Genomic DNA, 15,296 nt, shown 5'->3' on the forward strand with positions numbered 1-15,296 from the left:
ATGGCGCGACTATGAAACTCAGCGATTTTGATTTCCATCTGCCTGAAGACCGGATTGCCACACGTCCTGCCAGCCCGCGCTCATCCGCGCGCCTGTTGGTGGCCGATGGTGACGTGATCTCGGAGGCGCATGTTTTTGATCTAACCGACTGGTTGCAGCCGGGTGACAGATTGGTGCTAAACGACACGCGCGTCATCCCCGCGCGTCTGAACGGACGGCGCCATCGCAACAGTGTACAAGGACCGGTGTCTGCCGCAATCGAGGCGACTTTGCTGGACCCGCAGGCTGATGGCACATGGGCAGCCCTGATCAAACCGCTGAAGAAAGTGAAGCTGGGCGAGGACATTCAGTTCTCGGATCAACTGAGCGCCACGCCGGAGCGGGTTGAGGACGGGCAAGCCTATCTGCGGTTCAATCTGTCGGGCGATGATTTTGATGCTGCGTTGGAACAGGCCGGTGCAATGCCTCTGCCGCCTTACATCGCGGCCAAGCGGCCTGCGGATGAGCAGGATAAGACGGATTACCAGACAATCTGGGCCCGCAATTCCGGTGCAGTTGCCGCCCCGACGGCGTCGCTGCATTTTGATGAGGCGTTGATGCAGGCGCTGGGCGCGCGCGGTGTCGCAGTCACTCATGTCACGCTGCATGTGGGCGCGGGCACCTTTCTGCCGGTCAAGGTCGAGGACGTGACGACCCACAAGATGCACGCAGAGTGGGGCAATGTCAGCGCCGCCGCCGCGCAAGAGATCCGAGAGACCAAAGCCGAAGGGGGCAGGGTCATCCCGGTGGGCACCACCGCGCTGCGTCTGATCGAAAGCGCCAGCCGGTCGGGCCAGATCGAACCATGGGAAGGTGAAACGGATATCTTCATCTATCCCGGTTTCGAATTTCATGTGACCGACGCCTTGATGACCAATTTCCACCTGCCGAAATCCACCTTGTTGATGCTGGTGTCGGCCCTGATGGGGCAGGAGCGAATGCGGCAGGTGTACGCGCATGCGATTGAACAGAAATACCGGTTCTTCTCTTACGGGGATGCGTCGCTTTTGATCCCGTAAGGGACGTGTTGTCGGGATCGAATCTTTTCAATGTCGTAGACAAGCATGACCAAAGCCGTTTTTGATTGCAAAACGGTGTCACAGTCTAGGTCGGAATTTTTCGGAGGCCCCAATGATTCAGGTCCTTTCCAGCGCATGGGCGCTATTGCTTGGTATGGGCCTGTTGATGGTCGGAAACGGTCTTCAGGGGACAATTCTGGGTGTCCGGGGCGAGATTGAGGGGTTTTCGACCCTTCAGATGTCATTCGTGATGTCGGCCTATTTCGTTGGTTTCCTAGGTGGATCGCGCCTTGCGCCTGAAATGATCCGACGGGTTGGTCATGTGCGGGTCTTCGCGGCGCTGGCATCGTTCATTTCTGCCGTGATGATCATGTATCCGTTGATGACCGACCCGGTTATCTGGATTCTGGGTCGTGTCGTGATCGGGTTCTGTTTCTCCGGAGTGTACGTCACAGCGGAAAGCTGGCTCAACAATGCAGCCAGCAACGAAAATCGCGGCCAGGCACTGTCTCTTTACATGATCTTCCAGATGACAGGCATCATCAGCGCACAAGGATTGGTTCTGTTGGGCGATCCGGCCGGGTTCGATACCTTTGTAATCGCCTCCATTCTGGTTTCGGTCTCTTTTGCGCCCATTCTCTTGTCGATCTCACCGACACCTGCGTTTGACACAACCAAACCGATGACTTTGCGCGAATTGTTCGGATATTCGCCCTTGGGCTGTGTTGGCATGTTTCTTTTGGGTGGCGTGTTCTCTGCACAGTTCGGGATGGCGTCGGTATACGGTGCCCGCGCGGGCCTGACACTGGTCGAGATTTCGACTTTTATTGCCGCATTCTATATCGGTGCTCTGGTCTTGCAGTATCCATTGGGATGGATGTCCGACCGCATGGATCGCCGTTTCCTGATTATGCTTGTTGCAGGGGTCGGCAGCTGCGCGGCAGTTGTGGGCTTGGTGTTCGGGGTGACTTTTCCAATCCTGCTGAGCGCGGCCTTTGTGATCGGCGGCATGTCGAACCCGCTTTACTCATTGCTGATTGCGCACGCGAATGACTTTCTGGAACACGAAGACATGGCCGCAGCGTCAGGGGGTCTTTTGTTCATCAACGGCATGGGGGCCATTGCGGGCCCGTTGATCACCGGTTGGCTCATGGGGGATGCGGTCTTTGGTCCTCCGGGCTTTTTCCTTTTCATCGCAATCCTGCTGGTCGTTATGGCGGGCTATGCGCTCTACCGTATGACCCAGCGCGCGGCGATCCCGGTCGACGAAACGGGCACCATGTCGCCGCTTTATCCAACGGCGTCCCCAGTTGTGATGGAATTGGCGCAGGAGGTGGCCATTGAGGCCGCAGAAGCCGAGCAGGAAACGCAAGATGTCGCCTAGAACACGAATTTATGTCGCAAGTGTTGCAATAATTTACTGTTACAATTCTGTAAAACACACTTAAATGAATTTAAGTCCCTTGGGGGGGAAACACGACGGAGTTAAGGGCATGGCAAGTCCTGAAGATGTATTGAGTTTTTGGTTAGATGAGGTTGGTCCCAAGGGTTGGTATCTGCAGGATGACGCATTGGATGCAGAAATCCGCGAAAGGTTCCTGACCACATGGGAGGCTGCGAGTGAAGGCAAGTTCTCTCTCTGGCTGACCTATCCCAGCGGTGCATTGGCGTACATCATCCTTATGGATCAGTTTCCACGCAACATGTTCCGAGGAAGCGCTGAGGCCTTCGCCTCAGACCGCGCGGCGTTGTCAGCAGCGAAATGTGCGGTGGACAAAGGGTGGGATATGAAGATCGACGAACCGGCCCGCCAGTTCTTTTATCTTCCATTGATGCATTCGGAAAACCTGTGTGACCAGGAACGCTGTGTGCGCCTGATGTGTCAAAACATGACCGATGGCGACGACGGCAACCTGTTGCACGCAAGGGCGCATCGCGAAGTGATCCGCAAGTTCGGTCGGTTCCCATACCGCAACGACGCTCTCTCGCGCCCAATGACCGAGCACGAGGCCGCCTATGTCGACATGGGCGGATACGGCGCGACCGTGCGCGAGCTGCAGACAGCCGGCTAGGACGCCGGCTCGCAGCCTCGGATTGCAATGATCCGGTCGGCAACAATGTCGGCCGAATTTTCAATCGCAGTGTTGATTAACTGGTCCGGGGCCTCGGTCAACTCGGCTATTCTCGCCTGAGAAGCTTGCAGGTTATTCTCTAAATCATTCAGCTTTTCCAAAGCTTCAGACAGTTTTCGGGCGGTCGCGCTGTCGGCTGCTGTTCCGCTAAGCTGAAGGGATGACAGGTCGCTGCGCAATGCCGTCAGTTCACCGCGTATCCCTTGTACGTCTTCCTTCAGGGGCGCTACGATCTGGACCTTCTCAGCAAACTTGACGGTAATGTCGTCAACTGTAGAAGCCAGCTTCCACCCCAGAAACAGGCATAGTGCAATCAGGATAAGCGTCGCATTCAACAGTGCAAGCAACAGATCTTTAAGCGTTTTGGCCATGGTAAGCCTTTCGAATGACTTGGGTTTCACAAAGTCCGGGCAGGTCCGGTGCGTATCTTCTAGCCATAGGTTCGCGCGCGGTATAGGCTGAAAATTGCGCATTCCGCGCCGGTTTACCCTGCGTCCGTTTTGTCGCGGGAGCAATATGTTGATGCGTTCTTAAAATTAGTTTAATGGTGAACTAATTTCTGAATCGACCTGCGCCGAGAGGGAAACATGGCAGCACAATCTTTTGATCTGATCGTAATTGGCGCCGGTCCCGGTGGCTATGTGGCCGCTATCCGTGCCGCGCAACTGGGCCTGAAAACCGCCGTGGTCGAACGCGAACATTTAGGCGGTATCTGCCTGAACTGGGGCTGTATCCCGACCAAGGCGCTGCTGCGAACCTCCGAAGTGTTCCATCTGATGGAGCGGGCCAAGGATTTCGGCCTGAGCGCTGACAAGATCGGTTTTGATCTGGATGCGGTCGTCAAGCGTTCGCGCGGCGTTGCGGCGCAGCTGTCGGGTGGCATTGGCCATCTGTTGAAAAAGAACAAAGTGACCGTTTTCATGGGCGCGGCCACGATCCCTGCTAAAGGCAAGGTCACCGTCAAAACCGACAAGGGTACCGAGGAACTGACCGCCAAGAACATCGTTCTGGCCACCGGTGCGAGGGCGCGGGAACTGCCCGGATTGGAAGCGGATGGCGATCTGGTCTGGACCTACAAGCACGCGCTCCAGCCGCCGCGGATGCCAAAAAAATTGTTGGTGATCGGGTCCGGCGCAATTGGGATCGAATTCGCCAGCTTCTATAATACCTTGGGCGCAGACACGACCGTGGTCGAGGTTATGGACCGGGTCCTGCCGGTCGAGGACGCAGAAATCAGCGCGCTGGCCAAGAAGGCCTTTACCAAACAAGGCATGACCATCATGGAAAAGGCGATGGTCAAGCAACTGGACCGCGCCAAGGGTAAGGTCACGGCGCATATTGAGGTTAAGGGCAAGGTCGAAAAGCACGATTTTGACACCGTGATCTTGGCAGTAGGGATTGTCGGCAATGTCGAAAACCTTGGGCTCGAGGCCTTGGGCGTCAAGATTGACCGTACCCATGTCGTCACGGATGAATTCTGCCGTACGGGTGTCGACGGACTTTACGCAATTGGTGATATCGCAGGCGCGCCTTGGTTGGCGCACAAAGCCAGCCATGAAGGTGTCATGGTCGCGGAATTGATTGCCGGTAAACACGCTCATCCAGTGAAACCCGAAAGCATCGCCGGCTGCACCTATTGTCAGCCTCAGGTCGCATCGGTGGGGTACACCGAAGCCAAGGCGAAAGAGCTTGGCTATGACATCAAGGTAGGCAAGTTCCCGTTCATCGGCAACGGCAAAGCCATTGCGTTGGGTGAACCCGAGGGCCTGATCAAAACGATTTTCGACGCCAAGACAGGTGAATTGCTAGGGGCACATATGATCGGCGCGGAAGTTACTGAGTTGATTCAAGGCTACGTAGTGGGACGGCAATTGGAGACCACCGAGGAAGACCTGATGAACACTGTCTTCCCACACCCGACTCTGTCGGAAATGATGCACGAAAGCGTGTTGGATGCCTACGGGCGTGTGATCCACATGTGAGAATGGGGGCTCTGCCCCCACCGCCCGTGCCGGGCGTCTCCCCCGGGATATTTAAAGGCCAGATGAATGAAGGATCCTTCCTTCATCTGGCTAAAAATATCACGGAGCACGAGGCAGAGCCTCGCAAGTATCTTATTTATTCAATGCGTCCAGTATGCGCGCCCACGAACGAATGCCCTTGTGGAAACTTTTCACGTCATACTTTTCGTTCGGTGAGTGGATGGCATCGTCGTCATTGGCGTAGCCGACGAGCATCGAGTCCAGTCCGAGAACCGAATCAAAATAGCCAACCACCGGGATCGAACCGCCCATGCCGGTAAAGACAGCTTCGCGGTTCCACTCATCTGATAACGCGCCGCGCGCGGCCTCGAATTCGGGGCGATCTAGGTTCATCACCGATGCCGGAGCCCCTTCGAGATCGTTGTCCCAGACAACTTTCGCGTCGGGCGACAGGCGATCTTCGACATGTTTGCGGACTTTGTCGCGCAGGGCATCGGGGTCCATGTCGCCGACCAGCCGGCAGGTGATCTTGCAGTGCGCTTCGGACGGGATCACGGTTTTCGATCCTGCACCGTTATAGCCGCCCCACAAGCCGTTCACTTCCAGCGTTGGACGTGCCCATTGCTGTTCCAGTGTGGAATAGCCCTTTTCTCCATGCGGTTGCGAGTAACCGACAGAACTCAGGTATTCCGCCTCATCAAACCCGCAGTTTTCCCACTGGCGAAGTTGCTCGGCGGGTACTTCGTGCACACCTTCGTAGAACCCTTCTACGGCCACGCGACCGGTTTCGTCGTCGTAGAACGAGGCGACGATCTTCGACAACTCACGCAGCGGGTTGAGGCCCGGGCCGCCGTAGTGACCGGAGTGCAGATCGATGCGGGGACCGATGATAGTGAATTCATCCTTGAGCATACCGCGCAATTGCGAGGCGATGGATGGCACGCCACGCGAGACCATCGAGGTGTCGCAGACCAGTGCCAGATCGGCTTTCAATTCGTCCTTGTTGGCTTCCAGGAACGGAACCAGCGAGGGCGAGCCGGATTCCTCTTCTCCTTCGAAGAAAAACGTGATGCGGCAGGGCAGGGTGCCGTGGATCGCCTTCCATGCGCGGCAGGCCTCAACAAAGGTCATCAACTGGCCTTTGTCATCCGACGAGCCGCGACCGCGGATAACTTGACCGTTTTCAGTCTCTTCCAACGCTGGATCAAACGGGGGGCGGTTCCAAAGCTCTAATGGATCAACGGGTTGGACGTCGTAGTGACCGTAGAACAGAACATGTGGTCCGTCGCTGTCCTCGCCTACATGACCTACAACCATAGGGTGACCCGGGGTCTCGCGCTTTTCGGCTGCAATGCCAATGCTTTGCAGGTCGGCGACCAGCCAGTCAGCGGCCTGGTCGACCTGCTCTTTGTATGCGGGGTCGGTCGAGATCGACGGGATGCGCAGAAACTCCATCAAACGGTCGATGGACGTGGACAGATCGGTGTCGATCCTGCTCAGAACAGCGTCTAGTGACATGAGCCTCTCCTGAATGGCGTGAACTGGTGCGGAACCTATCAGCACCGGCGGTGCCGTCCAGTGCGTATCGACGGGATTTGGGGTATACTATCGGAAACGGGACATGTGAATTTGGAACGCCTGCGTCGTTTCCTCGCGTCTGATGGCCGTAACTTTACTTGTCCCATGGCAAGATCAGGGATAATTGATGCAAATCAATGTCGCGACTCCGACAATGCCGCTACTCAAGGCATTCAAGGGGAAGCAAACCGCAGAGACAGAATGTATGGTCATCTGGGGGAGTAACGGGTTCGGCAACCAGCAGGTCAATGCCGGGCACAGAAGGAGAAACCGGTGGACTATACTGCTCAGCTCGATTCAGCGATTGCCAGGCTGCATGACGAAGGTCGTTACCGGACCTTTATTGATATCGAACGCCAGAACGGTCATTTCCCGCATGCTGTACGGACGCGTCCGGACGGCTCGCAGCAGAATATCACGGTGTGGTGTGGAAACGACTATCTGGGTATGGGCCAGAACCCGGTTGTTCTGAATGCTATGCATGATGCCGTTGATGCTGCCGGTGCAGGTTCCGGCGGAACGCGTAACATCTCGGGTACCACGGTCTATCACAAGCAGCTTGAGGCTGAGCTGGCCGATCTGCACGGCAAAGAGGCAGCGTTGCTGTTCACCAGCGCCTATATCGCGAATGACGCGACGCTCAGCACTTTGCCGAAACTATTCCCCGGTCTGATCATTTATTCCGATGCACTGAACCATGCTTCAATGATCGAAGGCGTGCGCCGCAATGGCGGCGACAAGCGTATCTTCCGCCACAACGATGTCGCGCATCTGCGCGAACTGCTTGAGGCCGACGATCCGACCGCGCCCAAACTGATCGCGTTCGAATCGGTCTATTCGATGGACGGTGATTTCGGCCCGATCGAAGAGATTTGCGACCTGGCAGATGAATTTGGCGCGCTGACCTACATCGACGAGGTGCACGCGGTTGGCATGTACGGCCCGCGCGGTGGTGGCGTGACCGAGCGTGATCGTCTGGCGCATCGCATCGACATCATCAACGGAACATTGGCCAAGGCTTATGGCGTGATGGGGGGCTATATCGCCGCCAGTGAGAAAATGTGTGACGCTGTGCGCTCTTACGCGCCAGGCTTCATCTTCACGACGTCGCTGCCTCCGGCCGTTGCCGCCGGTGCTGCCGCTTCGGTGGCCTATCTGAAAGGTGCGTCAGAGTTGCGTGAGCAGCATCAGACACAGGCCAAGGTGCTTAAGCTGCGTCTGAAAGGGATGGGCCTACCGTTGATCGATCACGGCAGCCACATCGTACCTGTGATCGTCGGCAACCCGGTACACACCAAAATCCTGAGTGACCGGCTGCTGGATGACCATGGAATTTACGTCCAGCCGATCAACTTCCCGACCGTGCCGCGCGGCACGGAACGCCTGCGTTTTACCCCGTCACCGATCCACGGACCGGGTGAAATGAACCGATTGATCCATGCGATGGACGAACTTTGGTCACATTGTGCGCTAAATCGCGCCGAACTTGCAGGTTAACCTCACGCCAAAGTGTGCAATGCGTTTGTCGCGTGTTAAGCTTACGCTAACAAAAGAGACGCACGAATCGTTACGTAGGCGATTCGCCGTTGGCGTGTAACACGCGCAAGGCAGAATGGGGCAGCAGGGATGATTGGGCGCAGATCACAGCGCGATTCCGAAGAAAACACGGACGTCAGGCCGAAGGGCTTTGACGACTATGAGGTACGGCTTGGCGACAGGATGCGCGGCGAACGCGCGACCATGGGTAAGTCTCTTCTGGATGTTCAGCGCGAACTGCGGATCAAAGCCAACTACATTGCTGCAATCGAAGACGCTGATCCCGATGCGTTTGATACACCCGGCTTCATCGCCGGGTATGTGCGTTCTTATGCGCGTTATCTGGGTATGAACCCGGATGAGACCTTTGCCACGTTCTGCGCCGAAAGCGGGTTCGAAGTGGCCCATGGTATGTCAGCCGAGGCTTCGGTTGTGCGTAAACCATCCGGCGGGTTGCCCGCGCGGGGTCCGATGGGGCGCGATCCGTTCATCTCGCCGAATACACCTTACATCCCGGGCAGGGAATCTCTGGTCAGCCAGATTGAGCCCCGCGCCATTGGGTCGTCTCTGGTCCTGCTGGCTGTGATTGGTGGCATTGGCTATGGCGGTTGGGCTGTATTGAACAAAATCCAACAGGTTCAGGTGAGCCCGGTCGAACAGGCCCCGGTGGTTCTGTCCGATCTCGACCCGTTGGATGCAGCCCGCGCTCCGGTAGAACTTGCCGAAGCAGCAGAATCCACAGCACCGACCCCCGAGGCGCTGGATCGTCTTTATCGCCCACAGGCGCTGGATGTTCCGGTTCTTGTGGCACGTGACGCGCCGATTGCCACATTGGACCCTCGCACAGTCGGAACGTTCCGCCCGCCAGAGGCACCCCGGATCGAAGTGGCCGAAGTGCACACAGTTGAACGCCTCGCATTGCCGCAGGTTGTTGAACAGGTTGATACCGCACTGAAAATCGTGGCCGTTGCGCCATCGTGGATGCGTATTCGCGCCGCCGATGGAAGCGTTCTGTTTGAAGGCACATTGGGCACGGTCGAGCAGGGCAATACATTCGAAATTCCGCTGACCGAAGAACCACCGCAACTGCGTGCAGGGGCTTCGGGTTCCGTCTATTTTTCGATGAATGGCGAACATTTCGGGCCTGTTGGCGCGCCGGGCACGGTGACCAAAGGTGTTCTGCTGTCCAAGGACGCGGTTGCCGAACGCTATGAGATCGCCGATCTGGAATCCGAACAGAATAGCGCCCTCAAACAATTGGTGGCCGAACTTCAGGCGGAAGTACCTGAAACGCCGGCTGAGTGATCTGGCCATTGCGGTGGCCGGGTAGGCGGACTATCTAAAGACGCAACTCAGGCAGCTTTGGACCCGTCCTCATGTCCCTTAATCATGTCCGCCCGTGGCGCAATATCTACCGCCGCAAATCCCGCCAGATCATGGTTGGAAGTGTTCCGGTCGGGGGCGACGCACCCATTGCTGTCCAGACGATGACGAACACCCTCACAACGGATGTTGCAGGGACCATTGCGCAGGTTCAGGCCGCAGCAGAGGCAGGTGCCGATATCGTGCGCATTTCCGTCCCTGATGAGGCGTCATCGAAAGCATTGAAAGAGATCGTGCGCGAAAGCCCGGTTCCCATCGTGGCCGACATCCACTTTCACTATCGCCGCGGTATCGAAGCTGCCGAGGCGGGTGCCGCATGCCTGCGCATCAACCCGGGCAATATCGGCGATGAAAAGCGTGTGAAAGAGGTTATCAAGGCCGCGCAGGACCATAATTGCTCGATCCGGATCGGCGTGAACGCCGGTAGTCTGGAAAAGCACCTGCTTGAAAAATATGGCGAACCATGTCCCGAGGCGATGGTCGAAAGCGGGCTAGAGCATATTCGGATCCTACAGGACAACGACTTTCACGAGTTCAAGATCAGTGTGAAGGCCAGCGACGTCTTCCTGTCGGCCGCAGCCTATCAGGGCATTGCCGAGGCCACGGACGCACCGATCCACCTAGGCATCACCGAAGCTGGCGGACTGGTGTCTGGCACCATCAAATCGGCAATCGGGCTGGGTAATCTGCTGTGGATGGGTATTGGCGACACGATCCGTGTCAGCTTGTCCGCTGACCCGGTCGAAGAGGTAAAGGTGGGCTTTGAGATCCTGAAATCTCTGGGCCTGCGCCATCGCGGCGTGAACATAATCTCGTGCCCGTCTTGCGCGCGGCAGGGGTTCGACGTGATCAAAACGGTCGAGGCGCTGGAACAGCGGCTGGAACACATCAAAACTCCGATGAGCCTGTCGATCATCGGCTGCGTGGTGAACGGCCCCGGTGAGGCGCTGATGACCGATGTCGGTTTCACCGGAGGTGGCGCTGGATCGGGCATGGTTTATCTGGCGGGCAAGGCCAGCCACAAGATGTCGAACGACCAGATGATTGATCACATCGTCGATGAAGTCGAGAAGAAGGCGGCGGAACTGGACGCCGTGGCTGAGGCGGCGGAATAGTTGATGTCACTGACCCTCGGGTCAATTCAGACGGCGGGCATTTGTTGCGTTGCGCAGTGAATACCGCCACCAAGTTCGCCTAGAATATCGACGTTTAGTGCCACAACTTCGCGTCCCGGGTAATGCCGTGCTAGGGCGTCGCGCGCGATGGTGTCGGTTTCTTTGTCACCGAATTGGGCCATGATGACCGCGCCATTGCAAACATAGTAGTTTGCATAGGATGCCACGAAATCTGGATCTGTGACCCGCCTTCTGACTGGTTCCGGAATGACCTCTACTTGTAAACCTTCCGCGACCAATCGGTCATGGGTGTCCAATGCCGCAAGGTGGAAGGGGTCTTGAAAATCAGGTACGTCTGGAAGGTTGACCAGAACACGACCCGGGCCAGTAAAGCGTGCCAGACTGTCGATATGGTAGTCGGTGATGTCTTCGCCCCAGACACCCTCGGACCAAATCATGCGGTTTGCTCCGTAGGCGGCCAAAAGCTTGGCTTCGATCTCGTTGCGAGACTGGCCAGGGTTGCGATTGTCATTCACCCATGAACTTTCATGCGCAATGAGCAGGCCGTGCCCGTCTTGCTCAACACCACCACCTTCACCGATCAGGCCGGAGGGAAGGAGCGGCAGGCCCAGTCGTTCGGCAACGCGACCAGCGACACGAGCGTCCTGTTTATGGGCTTGCTTCTTACCCCAGCCATTGAACTGGATTTTGCGGATGGCCATGTTACCGGCGTCTGAAATCACAAAGATCGGTCCGGAATCCCGGCACCAAAGGTCTTCGGTTGGGACGTCCCACAATTCAACTTCCGTTGAAAGTTTTTCACGTGCTGCCGAATGGTGTTCGGCAGCAGCCAGCATCGTCACCGGTTCAAATGCCGATATCGCATTGGCAATATCGGCGATCGTTTGCTGCACCAGTTCACGCAAGTGGGCATCTGGATACACATTTCGGCTTACCGGCCACTGCAAAAAAGTGCGTTGGTGTCGCGTTTCTTCCGCGGGAACAAAATAGCTCAAGCCAGCTTGGGCAAAAGGTTGCTGTGTGGCACTCATTAACCCAATCGCCCCGCCAGACAGCAGAACTTCCCTACGCTTCATTGTGAAAACCCCAATAGGCTGTTGGGTGAAGAGTACCTCGGCGAGAGATACTCTTTGTTCATCAACCCTGTTCTGCGCGCACACCGTCCGCAATCTGCTTCATCTGCTCCGCTGGCAGGAACCCACGCAGCATTTCGGTGCCCAGAACAAATGAAGGTGTTCCTGAAATCTGCATACGCTGCGCCAGCGCACGGGTCTTACCGATTTCATCCGTAACCTGTTCGCTGTCCATGGCCGCAATGATCGCATCGCTGTCCAGGCCGAGGCCATCCGAGATCCGGCGCAGGGAGACTTCGGAAGGCTCTCCACCGAATTCCATCAGCGCGTCATGGACCTGTTTGTAGGCGTCAGCGCCAGCCACATGTTTGGTTGCGACCGCAAAACGCGAAGACAGGACCGAGGCGTCGCCCAGGATCGGGAATTCCTTGATTACAAGGCGGATGTTGCCATCTTCGGCCAACAGGCTCGCGACCTCGGGCACGGCGCGGCGGCAATAGCCGCAGCGGTAATCCATGAACTCGACCAGAGTGATGTCGCCATCGGGGTTGCCACCAACCCAGCTATAGCCGTCGTTGAACAGCTCGTCAGCGTTGGCCGCGACCAGATCCTTATCTGCGGCGGCTTCGGCAACGGCGTTGCGCTGTTCAAGGATGTTGATCGCTTCGATGATCACTTCGGGGTTTTCCAGAAGGTACTCGCGCACCTGCACGCCGAACTGCTCGCGTTCGGCATCGCTCAAGGTGCTCAGGTCCAGGGCCTGCGCGGGGCCGGTGATCAGGGAAAGCCCCAGAAGGGCGGGTGCAGCATGTCTGAGGATCATTTCCGGTTCCTTTTCTTTTTCTTCGCTCGTTCCGAGGCAATCAACACATCCTGTGCCCGTTGCCAACCAGGTGAACCTTCGGGCAATTGCCCGACGGCGCGTTTTGCGTGAATGCCGGCATCGACCAGGCGGCCTTGCAGGGCATAGCGTTCTGCGGTCACAGCCGAGGCCATGCCGTTATTTCCGACCTTGGCATAAGCCATTCCAAGATCCTGCATCAGTCGTGCATTGCGATAATCCCGCGCGCGCGCCTTTTCAAGCACCTTCAGGGCGTCGGTCGTCTGCCCATCTGCCAGCAAGGCGCGCCCGTACCCGGCCAGAAGCAATGGATCATTCGGAGACATCTCAACCGCCTGTCCGTAGGCTTTAATTGCGTCTGGCAACTTTCTGTTTTCCAGTAGAATTTGCCCTTTTAATTCATAAAAGAACGGATCATCGGGCCGGATTTCCAGCGCGCCGTCGATCGCTGCCCTTGCGCGGGCCAGATCGCGGTTCTGATGATGGGCGGCGGCTTCGCGCATCAGGCGGATGTCCTGTGCGCTTTCCTCTTTCAACCGGCGCAAGGTCCAGCCCGGCGAACGCAGGAAGGCCGATAGCTTGCCCTTGACCCGCGCGAACCAGTAGTCGGCGTTGGCGTTTGGTGAGGCATGATCGCTGAACTCGCCCACAAACGCCTCAGCGGCGCGCAGCCGTTCGCGGCTGGTGGGGTGGGATCGCATATAGGGGTCTTGGTTGGCGGTGTTCAGCAACTCCTGACCTGCAAACTTTTGGTGCAGAGCGACCATCCCGTTGGGTGAGATCCCCGCCGCGCGCAGGTAGCTGGCCGAACTGCGGTCGGCTGATGCCTCTTCTGCGCGTGTGTGCCCCAGGAAACTGCGCAGGGCAGACGCGGATGTGCCGGCGGCGATTCCAGCTGCGGCCTCGCCACCACCTGCGGCCGCGGCGATCAGGGCCAGCGCAGTGCCTAACTGGGCTTTGCGCTGTGCGGCGCGCATGTTTTCAACCCGTCTGGCCAGATGGCCGTTGGCGATATGGGCCGCCTCATGGGCGATCACAGCCTGCAGCATCTCGGGGCTTTCGACGGTCAGGATTAGCCCGTAGTTTACGTATATCGCGTTGTAATCAATTACAAATGCGTTGAATGTACTGTCATTGACGACCAGAATTTTCACCCGATTGGTGTTTAGCCCGGCGGCTCGCAGAATGGGAAAGGCCAGTTCGCGCAACCCGTGCTCGATATCGGGGTCGCGGATCAGGCTTTGAGCGCTGGACTGAAACGCACTGCCCATCCATGTCACTGCAATCAGCAACAGGGCCGGGATTGACGCCAGCCTGGATAAGCGTTCAAAAGCCATGGCTGCAACATGGGAGATGGGCATGAGAAACTCAACCCGATCCGGGGTCGATCCCTTTATCGTGATGGATGTGATGGAGGCCGCGCGCCGCGCTGAAGAGGCCGGGCGGCACATCATCCATATGGAGGTCGGCCAGCCGGGGACGGGCGCGCCCAAGGGGGCCGTTCAGGCCTTGGCCAGAGAAATGGATCAAGGCCCGCTGGGCTACACCGTGGCTTTGGGTCTACCCGCGCTGCGGCAACGGATCGCAAGCCTGTACGGTGAGTGGTATAACGTCGATCTCAACCCCGACCGCGTCGTGGTTACACCAGGGTCGTCCGGCGGGTTTCTGCTGGCTTTCACTGCCCTGTTCGATAGCGGTGACCGCGTGGGTATCGGCGCGCCGGGCTATCCGTCTTACCGGCAGATTCTGAAAGCGTTAGGTCTGGTCCCTGTCGATCTGCCCACCGCACTCGAAAACCGGCTGCAACCCGTGCCATCCGATTTCGCAGGGCTCGACCTGCAGGGCCTGATGGTTGCCTCGCCTGCGAACCCCACGGGCACGATGCTGGATCACAGAGCCATGGGTTCGCTGATAGACGCCGCACAGGGGCAGGGCGCTTCGTTCATCAGCGATGAGATTTACCATGGGCTGGAATATGAGGCCAAGGCCGTCACCGCGCTGGAGCTGACTGATGACTGCTATGTGATCAACTCGTTTTCCAAGTATTTCTCGATGACTGGGTGGCGCGTTGGCTGGATGGTGGTTCCCGAAGATCAGGTGAGGGTGGTTGAACGGATTGCCCAGAACATGTTCATCTGTGCGCCGCACGCCAGCCAGGTGGCTGCGCTGGCGGCAATGGACTGCAACGATGAATTGCAGGCCAATCTGGATGTTTATCGCCGCAACCGCCAATTGATGCTGGACGGGCTGCCCAAGGCCGGTTTCACCAATATCGCGCCGCCGGATGGGGCGTTTTATGTCTACGCCGATGTTTCGGACCTGACCGACGACAGCCGCGCCTTTGCAGCTGAAATTCTGGAAAAGGCCGGGGTAGCCGTCACGCCGGGGCTGGATTTCGACCCGCTGCGCGGTCATACGACGCTTCGGTTCTCATACGCGCGCTCGACGGCGGACATCGAAGAGGGTCTGCAGCGACTGCACCGCTTTATGGCGGATCGCGGTGCGATCACGGAACAGGCCTGAGCCGTTCACAACGAGCCCCGGATGCGATAGGGTGCCAGACAAACGATCTCGGGA

At 57.6% G+C, this 15,296-nt stretch carries 13 protein-coding genes; 8 read left to right on the plus strand and 5 right to left on the minus strand.

Annotation, left to right across the window (positions count from 1 at the left end):
- Positions 1-11 precede the first annotated feature (11 nt).
- From queA to AC2FJC_RS02910, 3 genes are all read left to right on the plus strand, one after another.
- Positions 12-1,058, plus strand: a complete 1,047-nt coding sequence (gene queA, locus AC2FJC_RS02900; RefSeq protein WP_496738346.1) for a tRNA preQ1(34) S-adenosylmethionine ribosyltransferase-isomerase QueA — start codon at positions 12-14, stop codon at positions 1,056-1,058.
- Between the two features lie 112 nt (positions 1,059-1,170).
- The gene (locus tag AC2FJC_RS02905) at positions 1,171-2,442 is read left to right on the plus strand and encodes an MFS transporter (protein ID WP_496738347.1); all 1,272 of its coding nucleotides are present in this window, start codon (positions 1,171-1,173) and stop codon (positions 2,440-2,442) included.
- 109 nt (positions 2,443-2,551) lie between these two features.
- Positions 2,552-3,130 (plus strand): DUF924 family protein, encoded by a 579-nt coding sequence (locus AC2FJC_RS02910; RefSeq protein ID WP_108860380.1) that lies wholly within the window; start codon positions 2,552-2,554, stop codon positions 3,128-3,130.
- On the opposite strand, the gene AC2FJC_RS02915 is transcribed toward AC2FJC_RS02910, so the two are convergent.
- Positions 3,127-3,561 carry a hypothetical protein gene (locus AC2FJC_RS02915; RefSeq protein ID WP_496738348.1) on the minus strand — a complete coding sequence of 145 codons (435 nt, stop codon included), beginning with the start codon at positions 3,559-3,561 and terminating at the stop codon, positions 3,127-3,129. The genes AC2FJC_RS02910 and AC2FJC_RS02915 overlap by 4 nt on opposite strands.
- A 216-nt stretch (positions 3,562-3,777) precedes the next feature.
- Here AC2FJC_RS02915 and lpdA point away from each other — a divergent pair, with 216 nt between their 5' ends.
- Positions 3,778-5,172: a dihydrolipoyl dehydrogenase gene (lpdA, locus tag AC2FJC_RS02920; RefSeq protein WP_496738349.1), complete on the plus strand. Its 1,395-nt coding sequence runs from the start codon at positions 3,778-3,780 to the stop codon at positions 5,170-5,172.
- Between the two features lie 132 nt (positions 5,173-5,304).
- On the opposite strand, the gene AC2FJC_RS02925 is transcribed toward lpdA, so the two are convergent.
- Positions 5,305-6,690, minus strand: coding sequence for a dipeptidase (locus tag AC2FJC_RS02925; RefSeq protein ID WP_496738350.1), 1,386 nt, complete (start codon positions 6,688-6,690; stop codon positions 5,305-5,307).
- 333 nt (positions 6,691-7,023) lie between these two features.
- On the opposite strand from AC2FJC_RS02925, the gene hemA reads away from it, so the two are divergent.
- The 3 genes from hemA (at position 7,024) to ispG (ending at position 10,784) form a co-directional block, all read left to right on the plus strand.
- Positions 7,024-8,247, plus strand: coding sequence for a 5-aminolevulinate synthase (gene hemA, locus AC2FJC_RS02930; RefSeq protein WP_496738351.1), 1,224 nt, complete (start codon positions 7,024-7,026; stop codon positions 8,245-8,247).
- A 129-nt stretch (positions 8,248-8,376) separates the two neighbouring features.
- Entirely contained in the window at positions 8,377-9,591 is a 1,215-nt protein-coding gene (locus AC2FJC_RS02935) for a helix-turn-helix domain-containing protein (RefSeq protein ID WP_496738352.1), read from the plus strand.
- A gap of 71 nt (positions 9,592-9,662) precedes the next feature.
- Positions 9,663-10,784 carry a flavodoxin-dependent (E)-4-hydroxy-3-methylbut-2-enyl-diphosphate synthase gene (ispG, locus tag AC2FJC_RS02940; protein WP_496738353.1) on the plus strand — a complete coding sequence of 374 codons (1,122 nt, stop codon included), beginning with the start codon at positions 9,663-9,665 and terminating at the stop codon, positions 10,782-10,784.
- Between the two features lie 26 nt (positions 10,785-10,810).
- On the opposite strand, the gene AC2FJC_RS02945 is transcribed toward ispG, so the two are convergent.
- From AC2FJC_RS02945 to AC2FJC_RS02955, 3 genes are all read right to left on the minus strand, one after another.
- A complete protein-coding gene (locus AC2FJC_RS02945) occupies positions 10,811-11,881 on the minus strand; it encodes an agmatine deiminase family protein (RefSeq protein WP_496738354.1) in 1,071 nt (356 codons plus the stop codon).
- A gap of 61 nt (positions 11,882-11,942) precedes the next feature.
- Positions 11,943-12,701: a DsbA family protein gene (locus AC2FJC_RS02950; protein ID WP_496738355.1), complete on the minus strand. Its 759-nt coding sequence runs from the start codon at positions 12,699-12,701 to the stop codon at positions 11,943-11,945.
- Positions 12,698-14,080 (minus strand): M48 family metalloprotease, encoded by a 1,383-nt coding sequence (locus AC2FJC_RS02955; protein ID WP_496738356.1) that lies wholly within the window; start codon positions 14,078-14,080, stop codon positions 12,698-12,700. Before AC2FJC_RS02955 ends, AC2FJC_RS02950 begins: the two co-directional genes overlap by 4 nt.
- On the opposite strand from AC2FJC_RS02955, the gene AC2FJC_RS02960 reads away from it, so the two are divergent.
- Positions 14,079-15,242 (plus strand): pyridoxal phosphate-dependent aminotransferase, encoded by a 1,164-nt coding sequence (locus AC2FJC_RS02960; protein WP_496738357.1) that lies wholly within the window; start codon positions 14,079-14,081, stop codon positions 15,240-15,242. The genes AC2FJC_RS02955 and AC2FJC_RS02960 overlap by 2 nt on opposite strands.
- The last annotated feature ends 54 nt before the right edge of the window (positions 15,243-15,296 follow it).

The organism is Ruegeria sp. CDSB117 (genome assembly GCF_059611005.1).

Bases quoted from the DNA above. Each gene is read 5' to 3' on its own strand.
- AC2FJC_RS02910 (WP_108860380.1), top strand. From the start codon at position 2,552: ATGGCAAGTCCTGAAGATGTATTGAGTTTTTGGTTAGATGAGGTTGGT.
- ispG (WP_496738353.1), top strand. From the start codon at position 9,663: ATGTCCCTTAATCATGTCCGCCCGTGGCGCAATATCTACCGCCGCAAA.
- AC2FJC_RS02950 (WP_496738355.1), bottom strand. From the start codon at position 12,701: ATGATCCTCAGACATGCTGCACCCGCCCTTCTGGGGCTTTCCCTGATC.
- AC2FJC_RS02960 (WP_496738357.1), top strand. From the start codon at position 14,079: ATGAGAAACTCAACCCGATCCGGGGTCGATCCCTTTATCGTGATGGAT.
- queA (WP_496738346.1), top strand. From the start codon at position 12: ATGAAACTCAGCGATTTTGATTTCCATCTGCCTGAAGACCGGATTGCC.
- lpdA (WP_496738349.1), top strand. From the start codon at position 3,778: ATGGCAGCACAATCTTTTGATCTGATCGTAATTGGCGCCGGTCCCGGT.
- AC2FJC_RS02935 (WP_496738352.1), top strand. From the start codon at position 8,377: ATGATTGGGCGCAGATCACAGCGCGATTCCGAAGAAAACACGGACGTC.
- AC2FJC_RS02915 (WP_496738348.1), bottom strand. From the start codon at position 3,561: ATGGCCAAAACGCTTAAAGATCTGTTGCTTGCACTGTTGAATGCGACG.
- AC2FJC_RS02945 (WP_496738354.1), bottom strand. From the start codon at position 11,881: ATGAAGCGTAGGGAAGTTCTGCTGTCTGGCGGGGCGATTGGGTTAATG.
- AC2FJC_RS02905 (WP_496738347.1), top strand. From the start codon at position 1,171: ATGATTCAGGTCCTTTCCAGCGCATGGGCGCTATTGCTTGGTATGGGC.
- AC2FJC_RS02955 (WP_496738356.1), bottom strand. From the start codon at position 14,080: ATGCCCATCTCCCATGTTGCAGCCATGGCTTTTGAACGCTTATCCAGG.
- AC2FJC_RS02925 (WP_496738350.1), bottom strand. From the start codon at position 6,690: ATGTCACTAGACGCTGTTCTGAGCAGGATCGACACCGATCTGTCCACG.